Raw genomic sequence first — 24,901 nt, forward strand, 5'->3', positions numbered from 1 at the left:
CTGTGCGGTCTCCGTTCTCAGTGCTGAACGCCCGGCGCCTTGGGCGCGAACTTCGAGACGAACTGGATCAGGGCCATGCAGCCCCAGGTTATGGCAAAGGCGATCACGGCAAGTGCCGCCGGCTCATAGGCGCGGTTGGCGCCGAGCAACTGCATGTACGGGCCGAAGGATGGCCGGTTGAGCAGCGCCGCCATGACGAACTCGCCGATGACGATGGCGAAGGTGATGAATGCGCCCGACAAAACCGCCACCGCCACATTCGGCAGGATGACCCGCGCAAGGATCGTGATCCATCCGGCACCAAGGCTCTGCGCGGCTTCCGTCAGCGTGGCGACGTCGATGGCGCGCAAGCCGGTATCCACCGCCCGGTACATGTAAGGCAGCGAAAGGATCACATAGCCGAACATCAGGAGCAGGTTGGTGCCCATGGCCGAACCGGTGAGCGGCAGCCATGACGAGGTGTTGTAGAGGCGGATATAGCCGAACACGATGACGATCGGCGGAATGATCAGCGGCAAAAGCGTGACGAATTCCAGAACCGGACGCCAGCGCGGCAGCTTCAGCCGAACCCAGTATGCGGTTGGCACCACAAGCAGCACGCCGAAGGCGATGGTGGCGAGCGCCATCAGCACGGAATAGGTGAAGGTCTGCTGGAAGCGCGGATCGGCCAGCACCGTCCAGTAGGCATCGAGGGTGTAGGCGCCGCGACGCATCTTGAGCGAGAATTCGGCCGTACTGACCAGCGGGAAAATGAAATAAAGCGCGCCAATGCCGAAGAACAGCCAGGACCAGATGCGGTTGATCTTCATTTCATCCACCTCTCGCTGCGGGCGCGAAGCCAGATATAGATGAAGTTCGCGATACCGGTGATGACGATCATGCCGAAGGCGAGCGCATAACCGAGATGCGGATCCTGCAGGACATCGCCGCGTATCTGCGCGAACAGCAGGATCGGCACGATGGACAGCGAGCTGCCGGTCAACGCATAGGCGGTTGCGACCGCGCCGAAGGCATTGGCAAACAGCAGCGCGAAGGTACCGAGCAGACTGGGCCACAGGATCGGCAGCGCCACCATGCGCCAGTACTGGAAGGGCGATGCCCCCAGAATGGAGGCGGCCTCGCGCCATTCGCGGCGCATGCCGTCCAGCGCCGGCGTCATGATCAGGATGGTGAGCGGGATCTGGAAGAACAGATAGGTCAGCGTCAGTCCGCCGAAGGACAGGATGTTGAAGCCCATTCCGTAAATATTGATGCCGAACCAGTCGCGCAGGATGAGCGTGACGAGGCCGAGCCGCCCGAAGGTGGCGAGAAAGGCAAAGGCCAGCGGAATGCCGGCGAAATTGGAGGCCACGCCCGAGAAGGTGAGCATCGGCGAGCGCAGCCACGCGGGCAGTCCCCCCAGCACCATTGCCCATGCCATGAGGAAGCCGACGAGGCAGCCGAGCAGCGCGGAAGCCACGCTGATGCGGATCGAAATCCAGTAGGCCGCCATGATCGACGGCTGGAACAGGTTGATGATGTTGTCGAGCGTGAACTCGCCCGCGGCATTGCGGAAGGAACCGACGATGATCTGCATGGTCGGCAAAACGAGAAACAGAAGCGCGAACAGCAGAAACGGCATCACGCCAAGCCACGCAAACGACATGCGCGGACGTGTTACCGCAGAAGCCGGCGCGGCGATCGATTGGCTCATGCGCAACACATGCCTTCTTCCCGCGATCACCGCGCACTTTAACAGCCACGCTCTGGCGATCTTACCCCTGTGTACAGGCAATGGGCGAAACCAGTCCGGCTTCGCATTGATGCCCGGTCGCTCCGGCGCGGCTCCCTGCGGAGCCGCGCCGGATTGTTCAGGCCGCCTTACTGGACGTTGGCGCCGACGACGCTGTCCCAGCCGCCGGTGACGGCGTTCTTGTTGGCATCCTGTTCCTCAAGCGTCGGGAACACGGCCTTGGTGTAGGCTTCCGCCGGCGGCAGCTTGTCGAGGATTTCCTGCGGCACCTTGCCTTCGGAAACCAGCTGGTTGAAACGGGCCGGGTGGCAGTAGCCCTTCAGGAAGCCGATCTGGCCCTCGTCGGAATAGATGTATTCCAGCCACAGCTTGGCGGCGTTCGGATGCGGCGCATGGGCGCTGATCGCCTGCGCGTAAACGCCTGCGAGAACACCGCTCTTCGGCACCACGACCTCAACCGGCGGGTTGCCGTTCAGCGTGTCGCGGTCAGCAAGGGCGTTGTAGTCCCAGCGCACGATGATCGGCGTGGTGCCCTGCGCAAGCGACGAGGCCTTGCCGATGACCGGCACGAAATTGCCCTTCTCGTTGAGCTGCTTGAAGAAGTCGAGACCGGCTTCCGAAGCCTTGGAGGCGTCGCCGCCGGCAGCCGAAAGGCCCGCAGCATAGACCGACAGGATCGCCTGGTTCGCCGCGCGCGGATCACCCGCCAGCGCAACGGAATTGGCATATTCGGGCTTCAGCAGATCGGCCCAGTCCTGCGGCACTTCCTTGACGATGTCGGTGTTCACCTCGAACGCGAGAACGCCATAATAGCCGCCGTACCAGTGGCCTTCCGGATCCTTGACCTCGATGCCGTCGAAGGTCGAAACCTTGTAAGGCAGGAGCAGGCCTTCCTTGGTCGAGGACGGACCGAAAGCGAGACCGACGTCGATCACGTCAGGAGCCTGCGGGCCGGTGTTGCCCTTGTTGGCGCGGATCGCCTCGATCTCGTCGGCCGAGCCGGCGTCCGGGTTCAGTTCATTGATGGTGATTTCCGGATACTTGGCCTTGAAACCAGCCAGAATGCCTTCCCATCCGCACCAGTCGTGCGGCAGGGCGATTGTGGTCAGCATGCCTTCCTTCTTGGCCGCCTCGACGATTTCATCCAGCGACTGGGCGGACGAAATAGCCGACGTGACCATCAGAGCGGTTGCCGTTACGGACAGTACCTTCCCCGCAAACTTGAACATCTCGTTATCTCCATTGAGCTGACGCCTTGTGACGCCTGCGACGCGGTAGCGAGTTCATGTGACGTTTGGATGAAAGCCAGATGAAACCCGCCCGCCACAAAGTGAAAGGCTAAACTACTTTGGCCGATACTAGCAATCGGCCCCTATTATTTTCCGGCTAAATAATACCCTCCTGTTTCCCCTCTGGAGTTTCTGTTGCAGTCCGGGCAGCTTATGCTGCTTCTCAGACGGTTCCGGTGAGAGCGCCCTCAAGCAGTCTGAGCGCACCTTCCTTGGTCAGCTTGAGCGGATTTCCGCCAGCGGTCGGATCGACGATGGCCATTTCCGCGATGAGGTCCTTGCGTGCGGCATCCATATCGAGGTCTTTGATCAGGCCCGGCAGCGTATGCGGAACCTTCAGTTCCTCACGCAGCCTGATGATTGCCGCCGCAAATCCATCGAACCCGCCCTCAATGCCGCAATAGGCTGCGAGCCGCTCGATGCGTTCCTCGATCGCCTCGCGGTTGAAGGCCAGCACATAGGGCATGAACACGGCATTGGTCATGCCGTGGTGGGTATCATAAAGCGCACCGATCGGATGCGACAGCGAATGGATGGCACCGAGCCCTTTCTGGAATGCCGTGGCGCCCATGGCTGCCGCCGACATCATGTTGGCGCGGGCGATCAGGTCCGAGCCGTCATGGAACGCCTTCGGCAGGTTTTCCAGAACCAGACGAACGCCTTCCACGGCAATGCCGTCGGCCATCGGGTGATAGCCCGGCGCGCAATAGGCTTCGAGGCAGTGCGCCAGCGCATCCATGCCGGTGCCGGCAGTGATGAACGGCGGCATGCCGGCGGTCAGTTCCGGATCGGCAACTACGATGGCCGGCATCATCTTCGGGTGGAAGATGACCTTCTTGGTGTGCGAAGCCTCATGCGTGATGACGCCGGCACGGCCAACCTCTGAGCCGGTTCCGGCGGTGGTCGGCACCGCCACGATCGGCACGATCTTGTCCGCGTCGGCGCGCGTCCACCAGTCGCCGATGTCCTCGAAGTCCCACACCGGGCGGCTCTGTCCGGCCTGGAAGGCGATCAGCTTGCCAAGGTCCAGCGCCGAGCCGCCGCCGAAGGCGATGACGCCGTCATGGCCGCCCTTGTTGAAGACCTCGATGCCGGCCGTCAGATTGGACTCGACCGGGTTCGGCTTGACGTCGGAGAATACGCCGTAGGGCACTTTGGCGGCATCGAGAATGGCCAGCGTCAAGGCAACGACGGGCAGCTTCGCCAGACCCGGATCAGTGACGAAGAGCGGGTTCCTGATGCCGGTGGAAGCAAGCGCTGCCGGCAACTCGTTGATGCGGCCGACTCCGAAGAAAACGGTGGTCGGATAATTCCATTTGGAGACGGGATTGGTCATTTAGATGATCTTTCGATGGGGAAGCCAGATTGGGAGCCGATGTCCACCATTCCGTGAAACGCGGCGAAGCCTGTATCCGGAATGACGGCGAACATCAGATATTTTCCTTCAGATGGTAGCTCTTCGGGCGTGTCAGGTTGTCGTAGCCGATGGCCGACAGTGCCGCGCCCTTGCCGGTGTCCTTCACGCCGGTCCATACCAGCGCCGGATCAAGATAGTCGCAGCGGTTCATGAAGACGGTGCCGGTTTCGACCTGATCGCCGATCGAGATCGCGTGCTCGGTATCGCTGGTCCAGATCGAGGCCGTGAGACCATACGGGCTGTCGTTCATCAGCGCGATGGCCTCTTCGTCGTTGCGCACCTTCATGATGCCGACGATGGGGCCAAAGCTCTCTTCACGCATGACGCTCATCTGGTGATCGACATTGGTGAGCACTTCCGGCCCGATATAGGGCGAGCCGGCAACGTCGCCATCGACCTTCATGTTGATATGCGCAACCGCGCCCTTGCGCAGGGCTTCCGCCTTCTGCTCGCGGATCAGGTCGGCAAAGCGCGCATGCGCCATCGGCCCGAGCGTCGTGGACTGCTCCAGCGGATTGCCGACCACATAGTTCTTCGTCTCGGCAATGAAGCCTTCCACGAACTGGTCATAGACCTTCTCGTGCACATAGACGCGCTCGATGCCGCAGCAGCACTGCCCCGAATTGAAGAAGGCGCCGTCGACAAGGCTGGCGACCGCATTTTCTATGCCCGCATCCGGCAGCACATAGGCGGGATCCTTGCCGCCGAGTTCGAGGCCGAGCGTCATGAAGGTGCCCGCGGCTGCCTTTTCGATGGCACGCCCTCCCCCAACCGATCCGGTGAAGTTGACATGGTCGATCTTGCCGGAGCCGAGCAGCTTCTCGGTCTGGCCATGGTTGAGCACGACGTTCTGGAAAACGCCCTTCGGCAGACCGGCCATCTCGAAGGCTTTGGCGAAGCGCTCGCCCACCAGCAGCGTCTGGGCCGCGTGCTTGAGGATCACCGTCGAGCCGGCCATCAGCGCCGGAACGATAGTGTTGACCGCCGTGAGATAAGGATAGTTCCACGGCGCGATGACCATCACCACGCCCAGCGGCTCCTTCTTCACATAGCGGCGGAAACCGTCCTTCGGATTGGCTGCGGCGACCGGCTTCAGCGCCTGTTCGGCAATTTCGATCATGTAGGAGGCGCGCTCGCGCACGCCGCCGAATTCGCCGCCATATCGAATCGGGCGGCCCATCTGCCACGCAATTTCCGGCACGACCTCGTCGGTCATGGAGAAAAGCGCTTCCAGCATGGCGAGCATGTATTTGCCGCGCTCGGCGACCGATACCTGCGCCCAGCCGGGCTGGGCAGCGCGGGCGCGCTCGACGGCAGCGTTGAGCGCCTGATCGGTCGCGACCGGTCGTTCGGCGTAGACCGAGCCGTCGATCGGGGAGATGAGCTTGACCGTTTCGGTCATGGTTGTCGTCCTTCGTCAGTTGTCCGGGCGGACACACCGCCCCATTTCCTGCAGTTCCGGCTGTTCCGGAAAGAGCCGCTGCCCTGCAGCCGCTCCCTCCGGAATCTGGCTGTGCTCAGTAGCGCTCGAAACCGCGATGCAGTTCCCAGTCGGTGATGCGCCGGTCATACTCCATCTGCTCCCAGCGGGCCGTGTGGACATAATGATCCACCACATCGTCGCCGAAAGCCTGCCGCAGCAGCTTCGACTTGTTCAGGGTCTCGGTCGCGTCGCGCAATGTCTTGGGAATTTCAGGAAGTCTGGAGGCCTGATAGGCGTCGCCGACGAACGGCTTCTGCAGTTCCAGCTTCTCGTCGAGACCGGCAAGGCCGGCGGCGATGAGCGCAGCGAATGCCAGATAGGGATTGAGGTCCGCGCCGCCGATCCGGCATTCCATGCGGATCGCCTTGCTGCCCTCGCCACACAGGCGGAAGCCGGCCGTGCGGTTGTCTTCCGACCACATGATCTTGGTCGGCGCAAAGGTGCCGGCCTGAAAACGCTTGTAGGAGTTGATGTAGGGCGCGAGGAAATAGGTATATTCGCGTGCGTATTTGATCTGGCCGGCCGACCACTGGCGGCCAAGCTCCGACAGGGTCCACGGTGCGTTCTTGTCGAAGAACAGCGGTGTCTTGCCGTCGGCGCTCCACACCGAATTGTGGATGTGGCTGGAATTGCCGGCAAGATCGTAATTGTACTTGGCCATGAAGGTCACGGCCTTGCCTTCCTGATGGGCGATCTCCTTGGCGCCGTTCTTCATGAAGACATGGCGGTCGGCCATTTCGAGCGCCTCGGCATAGCGGCCGTTGATTTCCTCCTGGCCTGGGCCCCATTCGCCCTTGGAGCATTCGATCGGGATGCCGGCAGCGCTCAGCTCATTGCGCAGACGCCGCATATATCCCTCTTCCTTGGAGGTGATATCGATCAGATAATCACCGATATAGGGAGAGGCCGTGTCGAGCTTCTGCCAGTACTTGTCACGGGCAGTCGCATAGGTTTCCGAAAACAGGAAGAATTCCAGCTCGGAGGCGAAATAGGCGATGTAGCCGCGCTCCTCCAGCCTCTTGAGCTGGCGGCGCAGAATGCCGCGCGGCGAATGCGGCAGATCTTCGCGGGTATGGTGATCCTGCGCGTCGCAGATCACCAGCGCCGTCTTTTCCAGCCATGGCACGGGGCGGATGGTGGACAGGTCCGGCTTCATGACGAAGTCGCCATAGCCCTTCGACCAGCTTGCCGCCTTGTAGCCGGGCACCGGCTCCATATCGATGTCGTCTGCCATCAGATAGTTGCAGCCATGCGTCTCCTCATAGGCGGAATCGACGAAGAACTGCGCCACGAAGCGCTTGCCGATGAGACGACCCTGCATGTCGACCGATGCCGTCAGAACGGTATCGATTTCGCCCGAGGCGACTGCGCTCTTCAATTGATCGAACGAAAGTTTTCCGGCCATTCTCTTCTCCGCCGCCCCTGCGGCTGCATGATTGCGAGTTCAGTTCAAAATCTGGAAGGAGGTCCGGCCACCGGAGCGGCCGGACCGAAATGCATCAGCCGTAACGATAGGGTGCGCCGGCCTTGCGCATGGTGTCCTGATACTTTTTCAGGATTTCAACGACCTTGGCGTTGCGCTCGCTCTTGGCGGCGATTTCGTCCCAGAACTCCATCGCCATGTCCTCGACGCCCTTCCACTCCTCTTCGGGAATGGTGGTGAGTTCGAGCTTGCCGCCCGTAGTGCGGTAGTGCGCCTCGCCCCACCAGTACCAGTGCTGGCGATAGTAGTGCGAGGAATCCATCGCCAGATTGAACAGCGTCTTGAGATGATCGGGCACCGCGTTCCATTTGTCGGTGTTGGCGAAGAACGAGCCAGACCATGCGCCCGAGATGTTGTTGGTGAGATAGTATTTGGTGACGTCCGCCCAGCCCACCGTGTAGGTTTCGGTGGCGCCGCACCATGCGATACCGTCGATCTCGCCTGTCTGGAGCGCGACTTCGATGTCTTCCCACGGCAGGGTAACCGGCACCACGCCAAGGCGCGAGATGAACTGGCCGCCGGTCGGGAAGGTGTAGACGCGCAGACCCTTCAGGTCCGCCACCGAACGGATCGGCTTGGTGGTGGCGAAGTTGCACGGATCCCATGCGCCGGCGCTGAGCCAGGTCACGCCGGGGACCTCGCCATAGGCTTCTTCCCAGATCTCCTTCAAGCCATACCAGTTCCACAGCACCGGAACGTCGAGGCTGTAACGGGAGGCGAAGGGGAAGTAGGCGCCGAACACGGCGACATCCACGGGCGACGCCATGGAATCATCGTCGCTCTGGGCGGCGTCGATGGTGCCGGTCTGCACGGCGCGGAACAGCTCGCCCTGCGGCACGAGCTGGTCGGCGGTGTACATCTCGATCACCATCTCGCCATTGGCCGCCTTGTTGAAGGCATCGATGGCCGGCTTGCAGACGTGATCGGCAAGCGCCGGACCGGCATAGGTCTGGAGGCGCCACTTGATCGGCGCCTGCGCCTTCACATAGGGGGTGGCAAGTGCCGTGGCGCCCACGGCGCCAGCCCCTGTCAGAACGGATTTGCGCAAGAAATCGCGCTTGCTGATGGTCTTCTTGCTGTCGGTCATGAGTTGCTCCCTCTGTTATGTCGAACCGTCAACGCTTCACTCACTCGGGCGGGCCGGCATGTTTCGCCCCGCCCCACGCCTTTCGGAAACAAGGCGCATATGGCTCATCTCAGCGCTTGCCCATGTAGGTCTCAGGCAGCCACATCGCGATGTCCGGGAAGATCATGATGATGATCATCGTCAACACCATCATGAAGAAGAACGGAATGATCGACTTGTAGATGTCGACAATGGTGATTTCCGGCGGCGCCATGGCCCGCATCAGGAACAGATTGTAGCCGAAGGGCGGCACGATATAGGCGATCTGACAGGTGATCGTATAAAGAATGCCGAACCAGATCAGATCGAAACCGAGCGCCTTGACCAGCGGAATGTAGAGCGGCGCAACGATGACCAGCATCGCGGTGTCGTCGAGGAACATGCCAAGGATGATGAAGGAAAACAGCATCATCGACAGCACGCCCCACGGGCTCAGCTCCCAGGTGTGGAGCAGCAGGTTCTCGATCGCCTTGATGGCTCCCAGACCGTCGTAGACGGCACTGAAGCACAGTGCGCCGAGGATGATCCACAGGAACATCGCCGAAACCGACAGCGTGTTGCGCGTCGTCTCCTCCATCACGCTCTTCGTCAGGCGCCCGGTGAACAGCGCGGCCAGCAGCGCCAGAAGCGCACCGACCATCGAGGTTTCAACCAGGCTGGTGGTGCCGGTGAGGAACAGGCCCATGATCGTGGCGAACAGGCCGAAAGGCAGCAGGCCCGCGCGCAGCAGCACCAGCTTCTCGCGCATGGTGATCTGGCTGAGTTCCTCCTTCGACAGCGCCGGCCCCATCTCGGGCTGCAGGCGGCAGCGTATATAGATGTAGGCGGTGAAGATGATCGCCATCAGGATGAACGGCCCGATGCCGGCAAGCCAGAGCTGCAAAACCGGCTGGCGCGCGATCATCGCATAGAGAATGAGCACCACCGAAGGCGGCCCCATGATGCCGAGCGACGAGCCGCCCTGAATGACGCCCGTGATCATCGTCTTGTCGTAGCCGCGGCGCAGCAGTTCCGGCAGCGCCACCGTCGCTCCGATGGCCATGCCCGCCACCGACAGGCCGTTGACCATCGAGATGATGATCATCAGGCCCATGGTGCCGATGGCAAGACCGCCGCGCACCGACCCGAACCAGACATGGAACATCCGGTAGAGATTGGTGGCGATGCCGGATTCCGACAGCATGTAACCCATGAAGACGAAGAACGGCACGGTGATCAGCGGATACCAGTTGAGCACCTGAAAAGCCGCGTTGAACGGCATTTCCGCCGCGCCATCGCCCCACAGCCACAGCGCCGCACCGGCGCCCACCGCGCCGATGACGCCGAACACGCGCTGCCCCGTCGCCATGAGCAGCAGCATGGACGCGAACATGAAAAGGGTGATCAGTTCCGAACTCATGTCAGCGGCTTCCCACGCGCTTCAGCCACGTTCTTGAAGAAAGTGGAAATGGATTGCAGCAGCATCAGGAAGATGCCGAATGTCATGATCGTCTTGATCGGCCACAGAGGCGGCGCCCAGGCCGTGTAGTTCTTCTGGCCGTAGGTGATGGCATATTCCGTGGACGACACGCCCGCACGGAACAGCACCGCCAGATAGAAGATGACGAAAAGAATGGTGAAAGCATCGGTCATCGCACGGCGGCGCGGCGACATCATGCCGTAGAACAGGTCCATGCGCACATGCGCATCGATCTGCAGGGAATAGGCTCCGCCCAGCAGATAATATGCCGACAGCATGAACTGCGACATCTCCATGACCCAGTTGACCGGGTAGCCGAAGACGACGCGCATGACCGTCGAGTAGAGCAGTATCGCGCCCATCGGAAAGATCAGATACATCGCGAAACGACCGACCCCGTAGCCGATCGCATCGACCCAGCGAACGTAGAGCCTGATGGGTTCAGGCATTGACGCCTCCCTTGTCTCCCTCAGTGTTGCCGCCGACATGGATGTTGGCGAGCAGCGAGCCGAGCAGTTCCGCCCATTTGCGCTGGCCGGCCGCGTCGGCGATCTCGTCATTGCGTATTTCGATCATCGCGCAGGCAAGCCCACGCGCGCGGGCGTGATGCTCCAGCGTGAAATAAACCAGATCAGCTGGTGAATAGGGCTCATTCGCCCCCACCCTGATGCCCGCCACGGAATTCAGCGCGCGCAGCAATGGCGCTGAAATGCGCTCGTCCTCATCATGGATGATTCCGATGTGCCAGGGCCGATTTTCTCCGAAATAGACCGGCGTGTAGGAATGGACGGATACCAGCCGCGTCTCGCGTCCCGCCGCCAGCCGCTCCTCGATGGTGGCGGCGATCGTGTTGTGAAACGGCCTCCACGCAAGATCGACGCGCGCCTGCCTTTGATCGGGAGTCAGGCCGGCATTGCCGGGTATGGTCGTGGTTTCGCTGGTTGCCGGGATCAGATTATGCGCATCGAGCGGGCGGTTGCAGTCGATCACCAGCCGCGACATGCAGGTTTCGATCAGCGTGGCATCGAGCGCATTCGCCATCAGGGTCGCGACCGCCAAAGCGCCGGGGTCCCAGGCTATATGACGCTGAAAATCATCCTGCGACAGGCCAAGCGTTCCGATTTCGGCCGGCATGTAGTTGGATGCATGGTCGCAGGTGAACACATAAGGGCTTTGCCCTCCCGGATTCGTAACCCTGACAGCCTGCTCTGATGAACGCTCGTTCCCCATAGCTCTCCGTTCCCCAGGCGACGTATCATATGTTACTTATTGTTTTTCATTTCGCCTTGACGGATGATTTCATACACATTGCTCAGCTTTGTCAAATCCGTTTTATCGGGCTCTGGCCCAATCGCTTCCAAATGGGGATATCATGAACTCCAGCATCGCCGAGCTTATCACGGAGCGCATCGATGACATGCCGGCCGGCGAACGGCGGGCAGCACAGACGCTGATCGCCAACTATCCGCTGCTGGGTCTGAAGACGGTGGCGGACTTCTCGCAGCAGGCCGGAGTGTCGTCGCCCACCATCCTGCGCTTCGTCGCCCGGCTGGGGTTTCACAACTACGCCGAGTTTCAGGCCACGCTTCAGGACGAGCTTGCCGCGCAGCTGCAATCGCCCGCCTCGCGCACCTATGCGCCGAGCAGCCGCGGCAAGGGCGCCGTCTCGCCGATGCTGGAGGCAACCCTCGACAATCTGCGTGAGACATTCCGTCATATTTCCGATCGCCAGCTTGAGGATATCGCCGCCTGTCTGGCCGAAAAGCGCGGGCATCTGTTTTTGATTGGCGGCCGCTTTACCGATCCGCTGGCCCGTTACACGGCTGCCCATCTGGCCATCATCCGCCCGAACGTCTTTCATCTGGCAGGGCAGGAAAGCATGTGGCGCGACCGGCTCATCGACATGGGCAAGCAGGATATCGTGCTGATCTTCGACATACGCCGCTATCAGGACAGCCTGCTGCGTTTCGCCGAAAAAGCGCATCAGCGCGGCGTCGCCATCGTGCTCGTCACCGATCAGTGGCTGTCGCCCATATCGCGCTTCGCCAAATATGTGGTGGCAGGCCGCACCGCCATGCCTTCGGCGTGGGATTCCTCGGCTTCGCTTTTCGTCATAGCGGAATCGCTGATCGACGCCGTCACAAGACGCCTCGAAACGGAGGGCGCCAGACGTATCCGCGAGATGGAAGGGCTGCGCTGAAACGCATCCTCTGCAAGGGGTTGAGCAACCTTACGCAGATTTAATGTGCTTTGCCACCGGAGAATTGTCATAAAGGTTGGGTACCGGGCACGATGTGCATTTCGTGGTACCCTGCGCTTGAATTCCACGCTCGGAATGCGGCGCGCAGTTTGGCAGACGACCGGAGTTTCGATGGCAGCCTGGAAGCAGATCCTGTTCTCAATAGCGATTCTCGCTGCAATCGCAGTTGGGGGCTACATGTTCATGCCTGCCTCGACCGACACTCTGGCCCGTCTCGGCATCGGCACGGCGGAAAACCCTGCCACCCGCACCGGCTCCATCGCGACCGGCGAACAGGGTGAAGGCCCCCGCAGCGTTTCGGTCGTCGCGGCCACGGCCACCACCGCGACAATCAACGACAGGCTCAACGCCATCGGCACCGGCCGCGCCAAAGCCACGGTGGCCGTGACACCCTATGGCTCCGGCCGCCTGACTGAACTTCTGGTCGTCTCGGGCTCGCGCGTGGAAGCCGGGCAGGTCATTGCCAGACTGGATTCCGCCACCGAGGAAATCGCCGTCGAGCGCGCGAAAGTCGTTCACGAGGATGCCGTTGCCAAGGTTGCGCGCATCCGTCAGCTCCGGTCGTCCAACGCCGCCACGCAGGTCCAGCTCACGGATGCAGAACTTGCGCTGCGCAACGCCGAACTGAGCCTGCACGACGCTGAAGTGGCACTGGATCGCCGCTCCGTCACGTCGCCCATTTCCGGCGTCGTCGGCATTCTGCCGATCGAAGCCGGCAACTATGTCACCAGCCAGACGTCGATCGCCACCATCGACGACCGCTCCTCGATTCTTGTCGATTTTCACGTCCCTGAACGTTTCGCATCGATGATCGAGATCGGCGCTCCGATCAGGGCGACGCCGCTTGCCAATCCCGACCGGGAATATGCGGGCACGGTCAGCGCCATCGACAATCGCATTGACGAGAAAAGCCGCACGCTCTGGGTGCAGGCAACGATCGCCAACCCCTCGGATTCTCTGCGTGCCGGCATGTCGTTCCAGATCAACATGTCGTTCCCCGGCGAATCCTACCCGGCGGTCAGCCCGCTTGCCGTGCAGTGGGGCTCGGAAGGCGCATTCATCTGGACCGTGGATGACGGCAAGGCAAAGCGCGTGCCTGTGCGCATCGTTCAGCGCAACACCGAAAATGTGCTGATCGACGCACCAATCGCTGCAGGCACTGTCGTCGTCATCGAAGGCGTGCAGAGCGTGCGTGACGGCGGCGGCGTGCGCATCGCCGGCGACGCGGCCCGAAGCGTGGATGCGGACGGCTGAAGGCCGCCCCGGAAATAACGAGACCATGCCATGAATGACGAGATCAAGAGTGGCCAGAAAGGCCTGACGGCGCTTTTCATCCGCCGCCCGGTTCTGGCCTTCGTGCTCAACGTGCTGATTGCAGTGGCCGGCGTCGCCGCCTTCTACGGCGTCGAGGTTCGTGAGTTGCCGGACGTCGACCGCGCCGTCATTTCCGTGAACACCAACTTCACCGGCGCGGCGGCCGAAACGGTCGACCGCGAGATGACCGACGTCATCGAAAGCGCGGTTGCCCGCGTCTCCGGCGTGAAGTCCATCTCGTCGCGCTCGTCCTATGGGTCGAGCCGCGTCACCATCGAGTTCAATGACGGCGTCGATCTCAACGTCGCCGCCTCCGACGTGCGCGACGCCGTCTCGCGCGTCACCAACCAGTTGCCTGACGAGGCCGACGCGCCGCGCATCGTGAAGGCCGACGCCAATGCCGAGGCGGTCATGCGTCTGGCCGTCACCTCCGACACGATGACCGTCGAGGACATGACCGTCATCGTCGAGGACCAGATCGAGGACACGCTCGCCGCCGTGCCTGGCGTGGCCGACGTCCAGATCAACGGCGATCGCGAGAAGATCTTCCGCATCGACGTCAATCAGGCAAGGCTCGCCAGCCTTGGCTTCACCGTGGCGGACCTGCGCGCGGCTCTGGCGTCCGTCGCCTTCGACAAGCCGGCAGGATCGATCTCCACCTCCGACCAGAATCTGGTCGTGCGCACCAGCGCCGAAGTGAACACGCCCGAGGCTTTCGAGCAGATCTACATCGACGGCAACACCCGCATCGGCGATGTGGCGACGGTGACGCTCGGCCCCGACATCGGCCAGAGCATGCTGCGCTCGGACGGCAAGACCGGCATCGGCATCGGCATCGTGCGCGCCGCCGAATCCAACACGCTTGAAATTTCCAATGGCGTGAGGGCCGCGGTCGAAAACATCCAGCAGAACCTGCCGGAAGGCATGACCATCAAGATCACCTCGGATGATGCCGTCTTCGTCAACGGCGCGGTTCACGAGGTCGAGATCGCGCTGGCGCTGGCGGTGTCGATCGTGCTCATCGTTATCTACGCCTTCCTGCTCGACTGGCGCGCCACCCTCATTCCGGGCCTGTCCATGCCGGTGGCCATGATCGGCACCATCGCCGCCATTTATCTGGCCGGCTTCTCCATCAACATCCTCACCTTGCTGGCGCTGGTTCTCGCCACCGGCCTCGTCGTCGACGACGCCATCGTGGTGCTGGAAAACATCGTGCGCCGGCGCAATCAGGGCCTCGGCCCCCGCGCCGCCGCCGTGCTTGGCACGCAGGAGGTGTTCTTCGCCGTGGTGGCGACCACGGCAACCCTCATCGCCGTCTTCGTGCCGATCTCCTTCATGCCGGGCCAGACCGGCGGCCTGTTCCGAGAATTCGGCTTCGTGCTGGCGATCTCCGTCCTGCTCTCGGGCGTGGTGGCGCTGACGCTGTGCCCGATGCTGGCGTCGCGCATGCTGACTTCGGCGTCATTGCACCACGAGGGCGGAACCGGCATCGGCGGCCGCATCGGCGCGAAGCTCGGCGGCCTCTACAAGCGCTGCCTGAACGCCTGCCTCAATGCCCCATGGCTGGTGGTGCTGGTGGCGGTTCTGTTTGCCGGCCTCGCGGTCATCCTGTTCGGAACGATCCGTCAGGAACTGACGCCGAGCGAGGACCGTTCCATGGTGCTGCTGCGGGTCAGCGCCCCTCAGGGCGTCAGCCTCGACTATACGGCCGCGCAGATGCGCACCATCGAGCAACTGATCGAGCCCATGCGCATGACGGGCGAGATCGAAAGCACGTTCCAGTATGCCGGCAACAGCGGCAACTACAACAGCGGCTTCATGGTGATCACGCTCGCGCCCTGGGACAAGCGCAGCCGCAGCCAGCAGGAGATCTGGTCGCAGATCAATGGCCTGACGCGCCAGATGCCGGCCATACGCGTCTTCCCCATCCAGCCCAACAGCCTCGGCATCCGCGGCGCGGGCAACGGCCTGCAGTTCGCCCTCGTCGGCAATGACCGCGCCACGCTCAGCGCCATAGCTGACAACATCATCGCCACCATGGAGCAGGATCCGCGCTTCGAGAAGCCGCGCCTGTCCATCGACCCGTCGCAGCCGCAGCTCTCGGTCGCCATTGACCGCGAGCGGGCATCCGACCTCGGCATCGACATCAACGGGCTGGCCAATACGCTGCAGGCCATGCTCGACGGCAACGAGATCGGCGACGTCTTCATCGGCGACCGCGCGTTCGGCGTCAAACTCGTCTCGACCACCAATCCGGTCAACGACCCGACCGATCTGGAGAACCTGTTCCTCAGGACGGGCGACGGCCGCTTCGTGCCGATGTCGACCATCACCACGCTGACCGAGAAGGCAGTGCCGCCGACCCTGACGCGCGAGCAGCGCCAGGCCTCGGTGGCCATCACCACCGATCTGCGCGCCGATTTCGCGCTTGGCGACGCCTATGTCGAAGCGCAGCGCATCGCCGAACCGCTAATGCCGGCCGGGGTGCGGATCCTGCCGTTGGCCGAAGCCGCGACGCTGGGCGAAACCAATGCGGGCATGATCACCGTGTTCGGCTTCGCGCTGGTCATCATCCTTCTGGTGCTGGCCGCGCAGTTCGAAAGCTTTATATCGGCCATCATCATCATGGCCACGGTGCCGCTCGGCCTCGCCTGCGCCATCGTCGCGCTGGTGCTCACCGGCACCAGCCTCAACGCCTACAGCCAGATCGGACTGGTGCTGCTGGTCGGCGTCATGGCCAAGAACGGCATCCTCATCGTGGAATTCGCCAACCAGCTGCGTGACCGTGGCGCCAATGTACGTCAGGCTATCGAAGAGGCGGCCAACGTGCGCCTGCGCCCGGTGCTGATGACCATGATCTGCACCGTGCTGGGCGGCCTGCCGCTGGTGCTGGCCAGCGGCGCCGGCGCCGAGGCCCGCATCGCGCTCGGGTGGGTCATCGTCGGCGGTCTCGGCCTTGCCACCGTCTCCACTCTCTTCCTCACGCCGGTCGCCTATCTGCTGCTCGGCCGCTTCGTCACGCCGAAGGTCGAGGAACAGAACCGCCTGCGCCGCGAGCTGGAAGAAGCCGCCTACACCAATGTAGAGCCCGCGGAATAGCAAACCTTCAGACGAAGCTAACACCGGAAGGGTGACAGGGCGGACACGGCCCTGTATTGCTCCTGCCCGAACCAAGGTGATATGCGGGCATCAGGAGAAGCGGCAGCCATGCAACCGATCACGCTCGATGAGCTTCTGGCCAGTGTTGGCAAGGAAGTTGGCGTCTCGCCCTGGCGCACCGTAACGCAGACCATGATCGATCAGTTCGCCGACGCGACAGACGATCACCAGTTCATCCATTGCGATCCTGAACGCGCCGCCCGGGAAACCCCCTTCGGCGGCACCATCGCCCATGGCTTCCTGCTTCTTTCGCTGCTCTCGGCCATGACCTTCGAGACTTTGCCGCCGCTGGAAAAGGGCAAGATGGGCGTCAATCAGGGCTTCGACGAAGTTCGCTTCATGACCCCGGTCAAGACCGGATCGCGCATCCGCGCCCGCTTCGTGCTGGCCGACGTCAAGGCCCGCCCGTCCGGCTGGGTGCAGGTGATGCACGATGTGACCGTTGAGATCGAAGGATCGAAGAAGCCCGCCTTCACCGCACGCTGGCTCACGCTCACCTTCGCCGAACCGCAAGCCTGACGCTGCGGCACGGCTTGCCCCCACTCATATCAGGGATATAGTCGCTCCTGTGGAGGACACTCGCAAAACAAAGACCGTGTCGCCCACCGTTCAGGAACGGCGCGAACGACACAGAGAAACGCTTCGATCAGACCTGATCGAGGCGGCGCGCCAGCTTGTGCAGGAAGAAGGCTATGATGGCCTCACCATCCGCAAGCTTGCCAGGCGAGTCGGCTATGCGCCGATGTCCGTCTACTCCTATTTCGCCGACAAGCAGGATATTCTGCTGGCACTGGCGGAAGACCGCTTCGCCATCCTTGCGCGGCGCATCGAAGAAAACACATCCGACGATCCGGTCGAGGCGCTGCGCGCGGTGATGACCGAATACGCAGCCTTCGGCCTCGGCAATCCGAACGAATATCGCATCGTCTTCATGACCGAGAAGACCAGACCTCCCGAGGGCATGACCTTCGAGGAAATGGAGGCCAACAACCCCGCCATGCTGGCGCTTCTGACCCGTGTCGAAGCCTGCATCGCGGCCGGGAAGCTGAAAGGCGATTCCTTCGCCATCGCCACCATGCTGTGGAGCATAGCCCACGGCACCATCTCCCTGATGATCACCTTCCCCTTCCACGAGTTCGGCGATCGCGACGCCTTCCTGAAGCAGATGTGCGATTTCGCGCTCGGTGCTCTTGAGGGTCAGGACATCAAGCCGCTGAGTGACAATCCCGGATCGATGTGCCGGGCGCGGCTCGCTCCCCCCACCTGATCCGTCGGCCTTCAGATCGGCGAAGAAAGCGCAGCTCTTTCGTCTGGTCATGCCAGAGGGCTCGTCAGCCGCGTGGCCCGATCCGGTAAGCGCGCTTGTAGCACCATACCAGCGGCATTCCGACGAAGGCACCCCGCCGCTCCACCGTGCTTCGTCAGACGATGACGTTTCACTGCAAATGCTCTGACGTATCTCGCCCGAAAGTGAGAACTGTTTTGGGCAATATGCGTGAAAACTGGGACTTAAAGCGTCAGGAACGAACCTGAATGATCGCGATACGCTTTAGATATTCTCCCTCCTCTTCTGCCTGACTGTTTCCCGGCTCTGCGTCATCATCCTGAGGCAAAGGGTGTGCAGGCGCTCAGGCCAAGGGCATCAGGTCTCTGCATTTGAACACCGCCCTGTCCGCGGATTGCATCACGCTGGGCGCAGCGCAGATGGACGCACGGATGATCCTCGGCTGCCTGCCAAAGCTGCAGGAACGTTGTCGCGCGCCAATTTCCGTACATGTACAATTTCTTCTTGATTTACGTTTTTAATAATTATACATGTACGCCATAAAATACACGTACGATCGGAGAAGGAAATGAAAACCGCCCTCATCGCGCTTTCCGCCCTGCTCGCCTTGTCCGGCGTCAGCATGGCAGCTTCCACCACGACACAGGCAAAGGCCACGACCGAGTGCGTCGCGGTCAGCCCCACCACTGGCAAGAAAGTGAAGATCGACTGCGCCAAAACCGCATCGATCAACAACGCCACCAGCGAAGGCAAGACCTCCGGCCCTCGTCTCGGTATCGGCGTAAACCCGTTCGTGCCTGGTCTCTGAGTACGCACGATACGGAAAGGGCGGCATCCTTCCCCCGGATAGCCGCCCTTTTTTCATGATCTTTTTCCAAGGCGTCGCCGGGAGCCGTTCTGGCCGAAGGTAAAAAGCCCTGCGGAAAAATGTCGCCTTAGCGTCCCGGCTTGCGACCTGTGACCGTCTTGGCCTGCCCGGGTTTCTTGGGCCCGCCGGGAATGGCGGAAGACGTTACCGAAACGGGGTCGCTGGCCGGAAAAGTGTCTTCGAGACCTTCCTCCAGCTCTTCGGTCTGATCCTGTACCTGCCGCTCATGCTCCAGCGACTTCACGGCAGATGTCTTGCTGCGTGTCTTGTTGTCGGTTTTCACGTTGCTTGCCATTCCAGTTTCTCCCGGCCAGTTTGTCCCGGACCTGTCCCAAAGCAGGTGACGATACAGAAACTCGGTTCCCCGGCTCCGGGTTCCCTCAGGCTGCTGCGTCGCGCGCGCCTTCCGACAGCAGGCCGAACACATAATCGGAGAAGGACCGCCAGCACTCCACCCGGAATTCCTGTTCGCTCACCCTGTAAAGCAGGATTTCCGCCTTGCCGAACACCGTGCGTGAGCACGCGCCTGCGGCAAACGCCTGTAACGACAGATCCTGCGGGCAGCCGGCGGCAAGTGTTGCCTCCGCGGCTGGCCCGCTCACCCCGAAGGCGACATTGCGGTGCGACACATCGACCGCCGAATGAAGCCCCTTTGCCTTACCGCAATCCGCCAGTATGTCGCCGCCCGCCGTGTCAATGACGAACCATTCGTCCGGCCCCAGCCAGAACGCCGTCCGCGCGGCTTTTGCCGCGGAAGTTTTCGGCTTCTGTGGCAGGGTAACGCCGAGCGCCCGCGACAGCGAAGCCACCGCTTCTTCCGGCACGCGCAGCGACACGCGATTAGCAGGCGGCAGCACCTCGACCCGCACCCCGCTTGCCGATACCTCCTGCCCAGCGAGCGCAGGCCGCCGCTCGGCCGCCGCTTCCGCCTTTACGGTCTTAGCTGCCTTAGCCATTGAGGCGTTCCCCCTTCTCGTCAAAGAATACCGTGCCGGTGACCTCCACCTCGATGGTGCGGTCGGGCATCGGCACGTAAAGTGTTTCGCCCGTTCGTCTGGCGCCGCCTTCCACCAGCGCCAGCGCGATGGAACGGCTGCAATTTTCTGACCAGTAGCTGGAGGAAACGTGGCCGATCATCTTCATGGGCACCGCCTGCTCCGGATCGGCGACGATCTGCGCGCCCTCTTCCAGAACCACATCGGGATCGCGCGTCTTCAGGCCAACGAGCTGCCTGCGCCCTTCCGCCATCAGATCCGGCCGCTTCAGCCCGCGAATGCCGACGAAATCAGCCTTCTTCTTGCCCACAGCCCAGTCGAGACCGGCATCGTTCGGCGTTACCGTGCCGTCCGTGTCCTGCCCGACGATGATGTAGCCTTTCTCGGCCCGCAGCACATGCATGGTTTCGGTGCCGTAGGCACAGGCGCCATGCTTCTGCCCCTCGGCCCACAGCGCCTCCCACACCGCTTCGCCATAATCGGCCGGCACGTTCACCTCGAAGCCGCGCTCGCCGGAGAACGACATGCGGAACAGCCGCGCCGGCACGCCGCAGATGCTGCCCTCGCGCACCGACATATGCGGCATGGCCGCATCCGAAATGTCGATGCCCTCGACCAGCGGCGCGATGATGTCGCGGCTTTTCGGCCCCTGAACGGCGATCACCGCCCATTGCTCGGAGATCGAGGTCAGCCACACCTTCAGATGCGGGAACTCGGTCTGGAGATAATCCTCCATATGGTTCATGACGCGGGCAGCACCGCCGGTGGTCGTCGTCACATGGAAGCGGTCGTCTGCCAGCCGCCCGACCACGCCATCGTCATAGATGAAGCCGTCCTCGCGCAGCATCACGCCGTAGCGGCAGCGGCCCACTTCCAGCTTCTGCCAAGGATTGGTGTACATGAGTTCCATGAAAGCCGCCGCATCCGGCCCCACAACCTCGATCTTGCCCAGCGTCGAGGCGTCGAACAGGCCGGCACTCTTGCGTACGGTCACGCATTCGCGGTTGACGGCCGCCTGCATATCCTCGCCGGCGCGCGGGAAATACCATGCACGCTTCCACTGGCCGACATCCTCGAACACCGCGCCATGACGTTCGGCCCAGCCATGCATGGCGGTGCGGCGCGTCGGATCGAACAGTTTTCCGCGTGCGTGGCCGACAATGGCGCCGAACGTCACCGGCGTGTAGGGCGCGCGGAACGTGGTCAGGCCAACCTCAGGGATCGTCCGGCCGAGTTCCTCGGCGGCGATGGCCAGACCGTGCATGTTGGAGGTCTTGCCCTGATCGGTCGCCATGCCGTTGGTGGTAAAACGCTTGACATGCTCGATCGACTGCATGCCTTCGTGAACCGCCTGGCGGATGTCCTTGGCCGTCACATCGTTCTGGAAATCCACGAACGCCTTGACCGTGGTGCCGGCCTCCGCCCCCGGTCCCGCGCCCAGCATGCCGCGCGACCAGTTCTCGCTGGCTTCCACCTTCGGCTTTGCCGGTTTCGCCACCTTGCCACCGGCTTCCTTTGCAGCCTTTACGCCGGCCGCATAAGCCTCATCGATGGTGGCGGAAAGTCCGTCGGTACCGTTGCAGGCGCCGACCGAGATGCAGTCCTGCGCATAGGTGCCGGGCAGGAAGCGCTTGACCTCGTCGTTGAAGGCGACCTTGCCGCGCGATTGTGAGAACAGATGCACCGACGGCGTCCAGCCGGCCGACATCAAAAGCGCGTCGACAGGAATGGTGCGCTCGCCCCCTCTGCCGGTGCGCGGACGCACCGTCATGGAACTGACCCGCAGCCGCCCGCCGACACGGACCACGCCGCGCCCGCCATGGATCTCGATGCCGAGCGCACGCGCCTCGTCCACCAGCTCGCCGGTCGGATTGTCGCGCAGGTCGACGATCGCCGCCACCCCGACACCGGCCTTCTTCAGGTCGATGGCCGCCGCATAGGCACTGTCATTGGCAGTGTAGACGCCGACATTTTTGCCCACCGCGACGCCGTAGTGGTTGAGATAGGTGCGCGCCGCAGATGCCAGCATGATGCCCGGCCGGTCGTTGTCCGCGAACACCATGTGCCGCTCGATGGAGCCGGTGGCGAGCACCACGCGCTTCGCCCGCACCTGCCACAGCCGTTCTCGCGGCAGGCCGCCGGACGGATTGGAAAGGTGATCGCTCACCCTCTCGGTGAGCGCGACGAAGTTCTGAAGATAATATCCGAATGCCGTGGTGCGGGTCAGCACCTGCACATTGTCCATCGCAGCCAGCTTCGCCCGCGCCGCCTGCGCCCACTGCCAGCCGCTCTCACCATCGATGACCGCACCGCTCTCGAAACGCAGGGAACCGCCAAGCTCGGCCTGTTCGTCGCAGATGATGACCCGCAGGCCGGATTCCGCCGCGGCCAGAGCCGCCGCGAGTCCTGCCGCCCCGCCACCCAGAACCAACACCTCGCAATGGGCAAAGCGCGCGGCGTAATGATCCGGATCGGGCTGGTCCGGCGCAAAGCCAAGGCCGGCGGCGGAGCGGATGAACGGCTCATAAAACGATTTCCATGCCGCCTTCGGCCACATGAATGTCTTGTAGTAGAAGCCGGCGGAGAACAGCGGCGAGGCAAGGTCGTTGACCGCACCCACGTCAAAGCCGAGCGACGGCCAGCGGTTCTGCGAAACAGCGGTCAGCCCGTCATAGAGTTCCTGCACCGTGGCGCGCACGTTTGGCGTCTTGCGCGAAGCATCGCGATGGATGCCGACCAGTGCATTCGGCTCTTCCGCACCGGCCGAGAGGATGCCCCGCGGCCGGTGATATTTGAACGAGCGGCCGACAAGGTGCACGCCATTGGCAAGCAGTGCCGAGGCCAGCGTGTCGCCCGCAACCCCGCTGTAGCTCTTGCCGTCGAAGGTAAAGCGGGCGGTTCTGGCCTGCGCAAGGCGGCCTTTGCCCGGAAGTCGGAGAGATTCGGCCATGTTATACCCCCGGAAGCTTCTTCGGCTTCGGCTCGCCGGCCTTATAGGTGACGATAAGGCGGTCGCTCACCGAATCGCGCACCGCGTTGAAGAAGCGGGCGCAGCCGTGAATGTGACGCCAGCGCTCATAGATGGTGCCGCGCGTGTTGGCGCGAATGAAGAAGAACGCCTCGAACGCCTCGTCGCTGATCGAAGCGATGTCGGACGGGCGCGCCACATGGGCCTCGCCCGCATGCCGGAACTCGGTCTCCGGGCGTTCTTCCTCGCAATAGGGGCAGCGGATCAAAAGCATGGGCTCGCCATTCCTGTCCTATAATTCGCTATGGCCGATCCTCGCGCCCTGTGGCTGGTTGCACAGGCGCTGGCCAAGTTGCTCGAAGGGCGCAAAGCGCCTGATCAGTTCCCCGACACCTTCTGTCTTCGCGATCAGATGGGTGCTGCCCATGTTCATCAGCGTCGCATCGAGAGGATTGGTCGAGACGAAAACCAGATCGGGCCTTGCTTCGGTCTCGCTCCCGTCCGGCTTCGCCGCAAACATCACGACCTTGCGCCCTCCGCTCCAGACGCACATCAAAAGCCCCTCTTCGGGCACGAAGGGCCAGTGCTGCTCGTTGTCCGTGCGCGCCACCGACTGCACGCGCACCTCTTCGGGGCTGGGCAGATGAAACAGGCTGCGCTCGTCACGCACCGACGTGACTGTCGCCGTCTGCGCCGCCAGCAGGATCGCCGAAAGCACCGGCATCAATGCGCCACGGCGGCCGCCGCCGCCTCGTCGATCAGCCGGCCGGTGCGGAAACGCTCCAGCGAGAACGGCGCGTTGATCGGATGTGGCTCGTCGCGCGCGATCGTGTGGGCGAAGACATGCGCCGAGCCGGGAGTCGCCTTGAAGCCGCCGGTGCCCCAGCCGCAATTCACATAGAGCCCATTCACCGGCGTCTTCGCCAATATCGGCGAGCGGTCGGGCGTCACGTCGACAATGCCGCCCCATGAGCGCAGCATCTTCATGCGGGTGAACACCGGAAACATCTCGCAGATCGCATCGAGCGTGTGTTCCAGATTGTGAAGCGAGCCGGCCTGCGAATAGGAATAATACTGGTCGGTTCCCGCCCCGATCACCAGTTCGCCCTTGTCGGACTGCGAGATATAGGCATGAACCGTGTTGGACATGACCACGCAGGGCACCACCGGCTTGACCGGCTCCGATACCAGCGCCTGCAGCGGATAGCTTTCCAGCGGCATGCGCACCCCGGCCATATTCATGACGACGGAGGTGTTGCCGGCCGCGACTACGCCGATCTTCTTCGCGCCGATCGGTCCGCGCGATGTTTCAACGCCTGTAACGGCACCGTTTGGCCCGCGCGTGATGCCCGTGACCTCGCAGTTCTGGATGATGTGGACGCCGCGCGCCGAGGCGCCGCGCGCATAGCCCCATGCAACCGCGTCATGGCGGGCCGTGCCGCCACGACGCTGCAAGGAAGCGCCGACGACCGGATAGCGCGCATCGCGCGATATGTTGAGCGGCGGACAGTATTCCTTCGCCTGTTCCGGCGTCAGCCATTCATTGTCGATGCCGTTCAGCCGATTGGCATGGACATGGCGCTTGAGCGACTGCACGTCATGAACATTGTGCGCCAGCATCATGACGCCGCGCGCCGAGTACATCACATTGTAGTTAAGGTCCTGCGAAAGCCCGTCCCACAGCTTCAGCGCATGGTCGTAGATGCCGGCCGATTCGTCATACAGATAGTTGGAGCGGATGATGGTGGTGTTGCGGCCCGTATTGCCGCCACCGAGCCAGCCCTTTTCGAGCACCGCCACATTGGTGATGCCGTGCTCCCTGGCGAGATAGTAGGCCGTGCCCAGCCCATGCCCGCCCGCGCCTATGATGATAACATCATAGTCCGCCTTCGGTTCCGGCGAGGTCCATTGCTGCTCCCACCCCTTGTGGCCGCGCATGGCTTCCCGCGCGATGGCGAATACCGAGTATTTCTTCACGTTCCGACGCCTCGCGATTGGACGGCAAGTTTTCCGACGAAGGTGCTTTTTCTTATCACTAGCCAAACAGCCCGGCCACCCATGCG

Annotated in this window: 22 protein-coding genes; 6 read left to right on the forward strand and 16 right to left on the reverse strand. The window is 62.5% G+C overall.

The window, feature by feature from the left end; genetic code table 11:
• Positions 1 to 17: 17 nt before the first annotated feature.
• The 10 genes from MIC97_RS07260 to MIC97_RS07305 all read right to left on the reverse strand — a co-directional run bounded on the left by MIC97_RS07260 (position 18) and on the right by MIC97_RS07305 (position 11,219).
• Positions 18 to 809: an ABC transporter permease gene (locus MIC97_RS07260; RefSeq protein WP_183831854.1), complete on the reverse strand. Its 792-nt coding sequence runs from the start codon at positions 807 to 809 to the stop codon at positions 18 to 20.
• Positions 806 to 1,693: an ABC transporter permease subunit gene (locus MIC97_RS07265; protein ID WP_239799467.1), complete on the reverse strand. Its 888-nt coding sequence runs from the start codon at positions 1,691 to 1,693 to the stop codon at positions 806 to 808. Before MIC97_RS07265 ends, MIC97_RS07260 begins: the two co-directional genes overlap by 4 nt.
• Before the next feature lie 167 nt (positions 1,694 to 1,860).
• A complete protein-coding gene (locus tag MIC97_RS07270) occupies positions 1,861 to 2,961 on the reverse strand; it encodes an ABC transporter substrate-binding protein (RefSeq protein WP_239799468.1) in 1,101 nt (366 codons plus the stop codon).
• A gap of 223 nt (positions 2,962 to 3,184) precedes the next feature.
• The gene (locus tag MIC97_RS07275) at positions 3,185 to 4,357 is read right to left on the reverse strand and encodes an iron-containing alcohol dehydrogenase (protein WP_239799469.1); all 1,173 of its coding nucleotides are present in this window, start codon (positions 4,355 to 4,357) and stop codon (positions 3,185 to 3,187) included.
• Positions 4,358 to 4,451: 94 nt separating this feature from the next.
• On the reverse strand, positions 4,452 to 5,840 hold the full coding sequence (locus MIC97_RS07280; protein WP_239799470.1) for an aldehyde dehydrogenase family protein: 1,389 nt from the start codon (positions 5,838 to 5,840) through the stop codon (positions 4,452 to 4,454).
• Positions 5,841 to 5,955: 115 nt separating this feature from the next.
• The gene (locus tag MIC97_RS07285) at positions 5,956 to 7,326 is read right to left on the reverse strand and encodes a glutamine synthetase family protein (protein ID WP_239799471.1); all 1,371 of its coding nucleotides are present in this window, start codon (positions 7,324 to 7,326) and stop codon (positions 5,956 to 5,958) included.
• 94 nt (positions 7,327 to 7,420) lie between these two features.
• Positions 7,421 to 8,491: a TRAP transporter substrate-binding protein gene (locus MIC97_RS07290; protein ID WP_183831860.1), complete on the reverse strand. Its 1,071-nt coding sequence runs from the start codon at positions 8,489 to 8,491 to the stop codon at positions 7,421 to 7,423.
• A 109-nt stretch (positions 8,492 to 8,600) separates the two neighbouring features.
• Complete coding sequence (locus MIC97_RS07295; RefSeq protein ID WP_183831861.1) at positions 8,601 to 9,929, reverse strand: TRAP transporter large permease subunit; 1,329 nt, start codon at positions 9,927 to 9,929, stop codon at positions 8,601 to 8,603.
• Entirely contained in the window at positions 9,926 to 10,438 is a 513-nt protein-coding gene (locus MIC97_RS07300) for a TRAP transporter small permease subunit (protein ID WP_239799472.1), read from the reverse strand. Before MIC97_RS07300 ends, MIC97_RS07295 begins: the two co-directional genes overlap by 4 nt.
• Positions 10,431 to 11,219, reverse strand: a complete 789-nt coding sequence (locus tag MIC97_RS07305; protein ID WP_239799473.1) for an N-formylglutamate amidohydrolase — start codon at positions 11,217 to 11,219, stop codon at positions 10,431 to 10,433. The genes MIC97_RS07300 and MIC97_RS07305 overlap by 8 nt, the downstream gene beginning before the upstream one ends.
• Before the next feature lie 142 nt (positions 11,220 to 11,361).
• Between MIC97_RS07305 and MIC97_RS07310 the strand changes: the two genes are divergently transcribed.
• The 6 genes from MIC97_RS07310 to MIC97_RS07335 all read left to right on the forward strand — a co-directional run bounded on the left by MIC97_RS07310 (position 11,362) and on the right by MIC97_RS07335 (position 18,815).
• A complete protein-coding gene (locus tag MIC97_RS07310; RefSeq protein WP_183831864.1) occupies positions 11,362 to 12,189 on the forward strand; it encodes a MurR/RpiR family transcriptional regulator in 828 nt (275 codons plus the stop codon).
• Positions 12,190 to 12,360: 171 nt separating this feature from the next.
• On the forward strand, positions 12,361 to 13,503 hold the full coding sequence (locus tag MIC97_RS07315) for an efflux RND transporter periplasmic adaptor subunit (protein WP_239799474.1): 1,143 nt from the start codon (positions 12,361 to 12,363) through the stop codon (positions 13,501 to 13,503).
• 30 nt (positions 13,504 to 13,533) lie between these two features.
• Positions 13,534 to 16,662, forward strand: a complete 3,129-nt coding sequence (locus MIC97_RS07320; protein WP_239799475.1) for an efflux RND transporter permease subunit — start codon at positions 13,534 to 13,536, stop codon at positions 16,660 to 16,662.
• Positions 16,663 to 16,770: 108 nt separating this feature from the next.
• Positions 16,771 to 17,241 carry a MaoC family dehydratase gene (locus MIC97_RS07325; RefSeq protein WP_239799476.1) on the forward strand — a complete coding sequence of 157 codons (471 nt, stop codon included), beginning with the start codon at positions 16,771 to 16,773 and terminating at the stop codon, positions 17,239 to 17,241.
• Between the two features lie 76 nt (positions 17,242 to 17,317).
• Positions 17,318 to 17,989: a TetR/AcrR family transcriptional regulator gene (locus MIC97_RS07330; protein ID WP_239799477.1), complete on the forward strand. Its 672-nt coding sequence runs from the start codon at positions 17,318 to 17,320 to the stop codon at positions 17,987 to 17,989.
• Positions 17,990 to 18,575: 586 nt separating this feature from the next.
• Positions 18,576 to 18,815 carry a DUF680 domain-containing protein gene (locus MIC97_RS07335; protein ID WP_239799478.1) on the forward strand — a complete coding sequence of 80 codons (240 nt, stop codon included), beginning with the start codon at positions 18,576 to 18,578 and terminating at the stop codon, positions 18,813 to 18,815.
• Positions 18,816 to 18,942: 127 nt separating this feature from the next.
• Here MIC97_RS07335 and MIC97_RS07340 read toward each other — a convergent pair whose 3' ends face one another.
• From MIC97_RS07340 to MIC97_RS07365, 6 genes are all read right to left on the reverse strand, one after another.
• Entirely contained in the window at positions 18,943 to 19,170 is a 228-nt protein-coding gene (locus MIC97_RS07340; RefSeq protein ID WP_183831870.1) for a hypothetical protein, read from the reverse strand.
• 85 nt (positions 19,171 to 19,255) lie between these two features.
• Entirely contained in the window at positions 19,256 to 19,831 is a 576-nt protein-coding gene (locus tag MIC97_RS07345) for a sarcosine oxidase subunit gamma (RefSeq protein ID WP_239799479.1), read from the reverse strand.
• On the reverse strand, positions 19,824 to 22,820 hold the full coding sequence (locus tag MIC97_RS07350) for a sarcosine oxidase subunit alpha (RefSeq protein WP_239799480.1): 2,997 nt from the start codon (positions 22,818 to 22,820) through the stop codon (positions 19,824 to 19,826). Before MIC97_RS07350 ends, MIC97_RS07345 begins: the two co-directional genes overlap by 8 nt.
• Before the next feature lies 1 nt (position 22,821).
• Positions 22,822 to 23,112 carry a sarcosine oxidase subunit delta gene (locus MIC97_RS07355; protein ID WP_239799481.1) on the reverse strand — a complete coding sequence of 97 codons (291 nt, stop codon included), beginning with the start codon at positions 23,110 to 23,112 and terminating at the stop codon, positions 22,822 to 22,824.
• Between the two features lie 18 nt (positions 23,113 to 23,130).
• A complete protein-coding gene (locus tag MIC97_RS07360; RefSeq protein ID WP_239799482.1) occupies positions 23,131 to 23,562 on the reverse strand; it encodes a hypothetical protein in 432 nt (143 codons plus the stop codon).
• Complete coding sequence (locus MIC97_RS07365; RefSeq protein ID WP_239799483.1) at positions 23,562 to 24,815, reverse strand: sarcosine oxidase subunit beta family protein; 1,254 nt, start codon at positions 24,813 to 24,815, stop codon at positions 23,562 to 23,564. The genes MIC97_RS07360 and MIC97_RS07365 overlap by 1 nt, the downstream gene beginning before the upstream one ends.
• Positions 24,816 to 24,901 lie beyond the last annotated feature (86 nt).

Source organism: Aquamicrobium sp. NLF2-7 (assembly GCF_022359935.1).
GTDB classification, from domain to species: domain Bacteria; phylum Pseudomonadota; class Alphaproteobacteria; order Rhizobiales; family Rhizobiaceae; genus Mesorhizobium; species Mesorhizobium lusatiense.

Coding starts and splice junctions, on each gene's coding strand:
- MIC97_RS07360 (WP_239799482.1), bottom strand. CDS start 23,562: ATGCCGGTGCTTTCGGCGATCCTGCTGGCGGCGCAGACGGCGACAGTC.
- MIC97_RS07310 (WP_183831864.1), top strand. CDS start 11,362: ATGAACTCCAGCATCGCCGAGCTTATCACGGAGCGCATCGATGACATG.
- MIC97_RS07340 (WP_183831870.1), bottom strand. CDS start 19,170: ATGGCAAGCAACGTGAAAACCGACAACAAGACACGCAGCAAGACATCT.
- MIC97_RS07320 (WP_239799475.1), top strand. CDS start 13,534: ATGAATGACGAGATCAAGAGTGGCCAGAAAGGCCTGACGGCGCTTTTC.
- MIC97_RS07290 (WP_183831860.1), bottom strand. CDS start 8,491: ATGACCGACAGCAAGAAGACCATCAGCAAGCGCGATTTCTTGCGCAAA.
- MIC97_RS07335 (WP_239799478.1), top strand. CDS start 18,576: ATGAAAACCGCCCTCATCGCGCTTTCCGCCCTGCTCGCCTTGTCCGGC.
- MIC97_RS07345 (WP_239799479.1), bottom strand. CDS start 19,831: ATGGCTAAGGCAGCTAAGACCGTAAAGGCGGAAGCGGCGGCCGAGCGG.
- MIC97_RS07275 (WP_239799469.1), bottom strand. CDS start 4,357: ATGACCAATCCCGTCTCCAAATGGAATTATCCGACCACCGTTTTCTTC.
- MIC97_RS07325 (WP_239799476.1), top strand. CDS start 16,771: ATGCAACCGATCACGCTCGATGAGCTTCTGGCCAGTGTTGGCAAGGAA.
- MIC97_RS07350 (WP_239799480.1), bottom strand. CDS start 22,820: ATGGCCGAATCTCTCCGACTTCCGGGCAAAGGCCGCCTTGCGCAGGCC.
- MIC97_RS07280 (WP_239799470.1), bottom strand. CDS start 5,840: ATGACCGAAACGGTCAAGCTCATCTCCCCGATCGACGGCTCGGTCTAC.
- MIC97_RS07260 (WP_183831854.1), bottom strand. CDS start 809: ATGAAGATCAACCGCATCTGGTCCTGGCTGTTCTTCGGCATTGGCGCG.
- MIC97_RS07270 (WP_239799468.1), bottom strand. CDS start 2,961: ATGTTCAAGTTTGCGGGGAAGGTACTGTCCGTAACGGCAACCGCTCTG.
- MIC97_RS07285 (WP_239799471.1), bottom strand. CDS start 7,326: ATGGCCGGAAAACTTTCGTTCGATCAATTGAAGAGCGCAGTCGCCTCG.
- MIC97_RS07295 (WP_183831861.1), bottom strand. CDS start 9,929: ATGAGTTCGGAACTGATCACCCTTTTCATGTTCGCGTCCATGCTGCTG.
- MIC97_RS07305 (WP_239799473.1), bottom strand. CDS start 11,219: ATGGGGAACGAGCGTTCATCAGAGCAGGCTGTCAGGGTTACGAATCCG.
- MIC97_RS07300 (WP_239799472.1), bottom strand. CDS start 10,438: ATGCCTGAACCCATCAGGCTCTACGTTCGCTGGGTCGATGCGATCGGC.
- MIC97_RS07315 (WP_239799474.1), top strand. CDS start 12,361: ATGGCAGCCTGGAAGCAGATCCTGTTCTCAATAGCGATTCTCGCTGCA.
- MIC97_RS07265 (WP_239799467.1), bottom strand. CDS start 1,693: ATGAGCCAATCGATCGCCGCGCCGGCTTCTGCGGTAACACGTCCGCGC.
- MIC97_RS07355 (WP_239799481.1), bottom strand. CDS start 23,112: ATGCTTTTGATCCGCTGCCCCTATTGCGAGGAAGAACGCCCGGAGACC.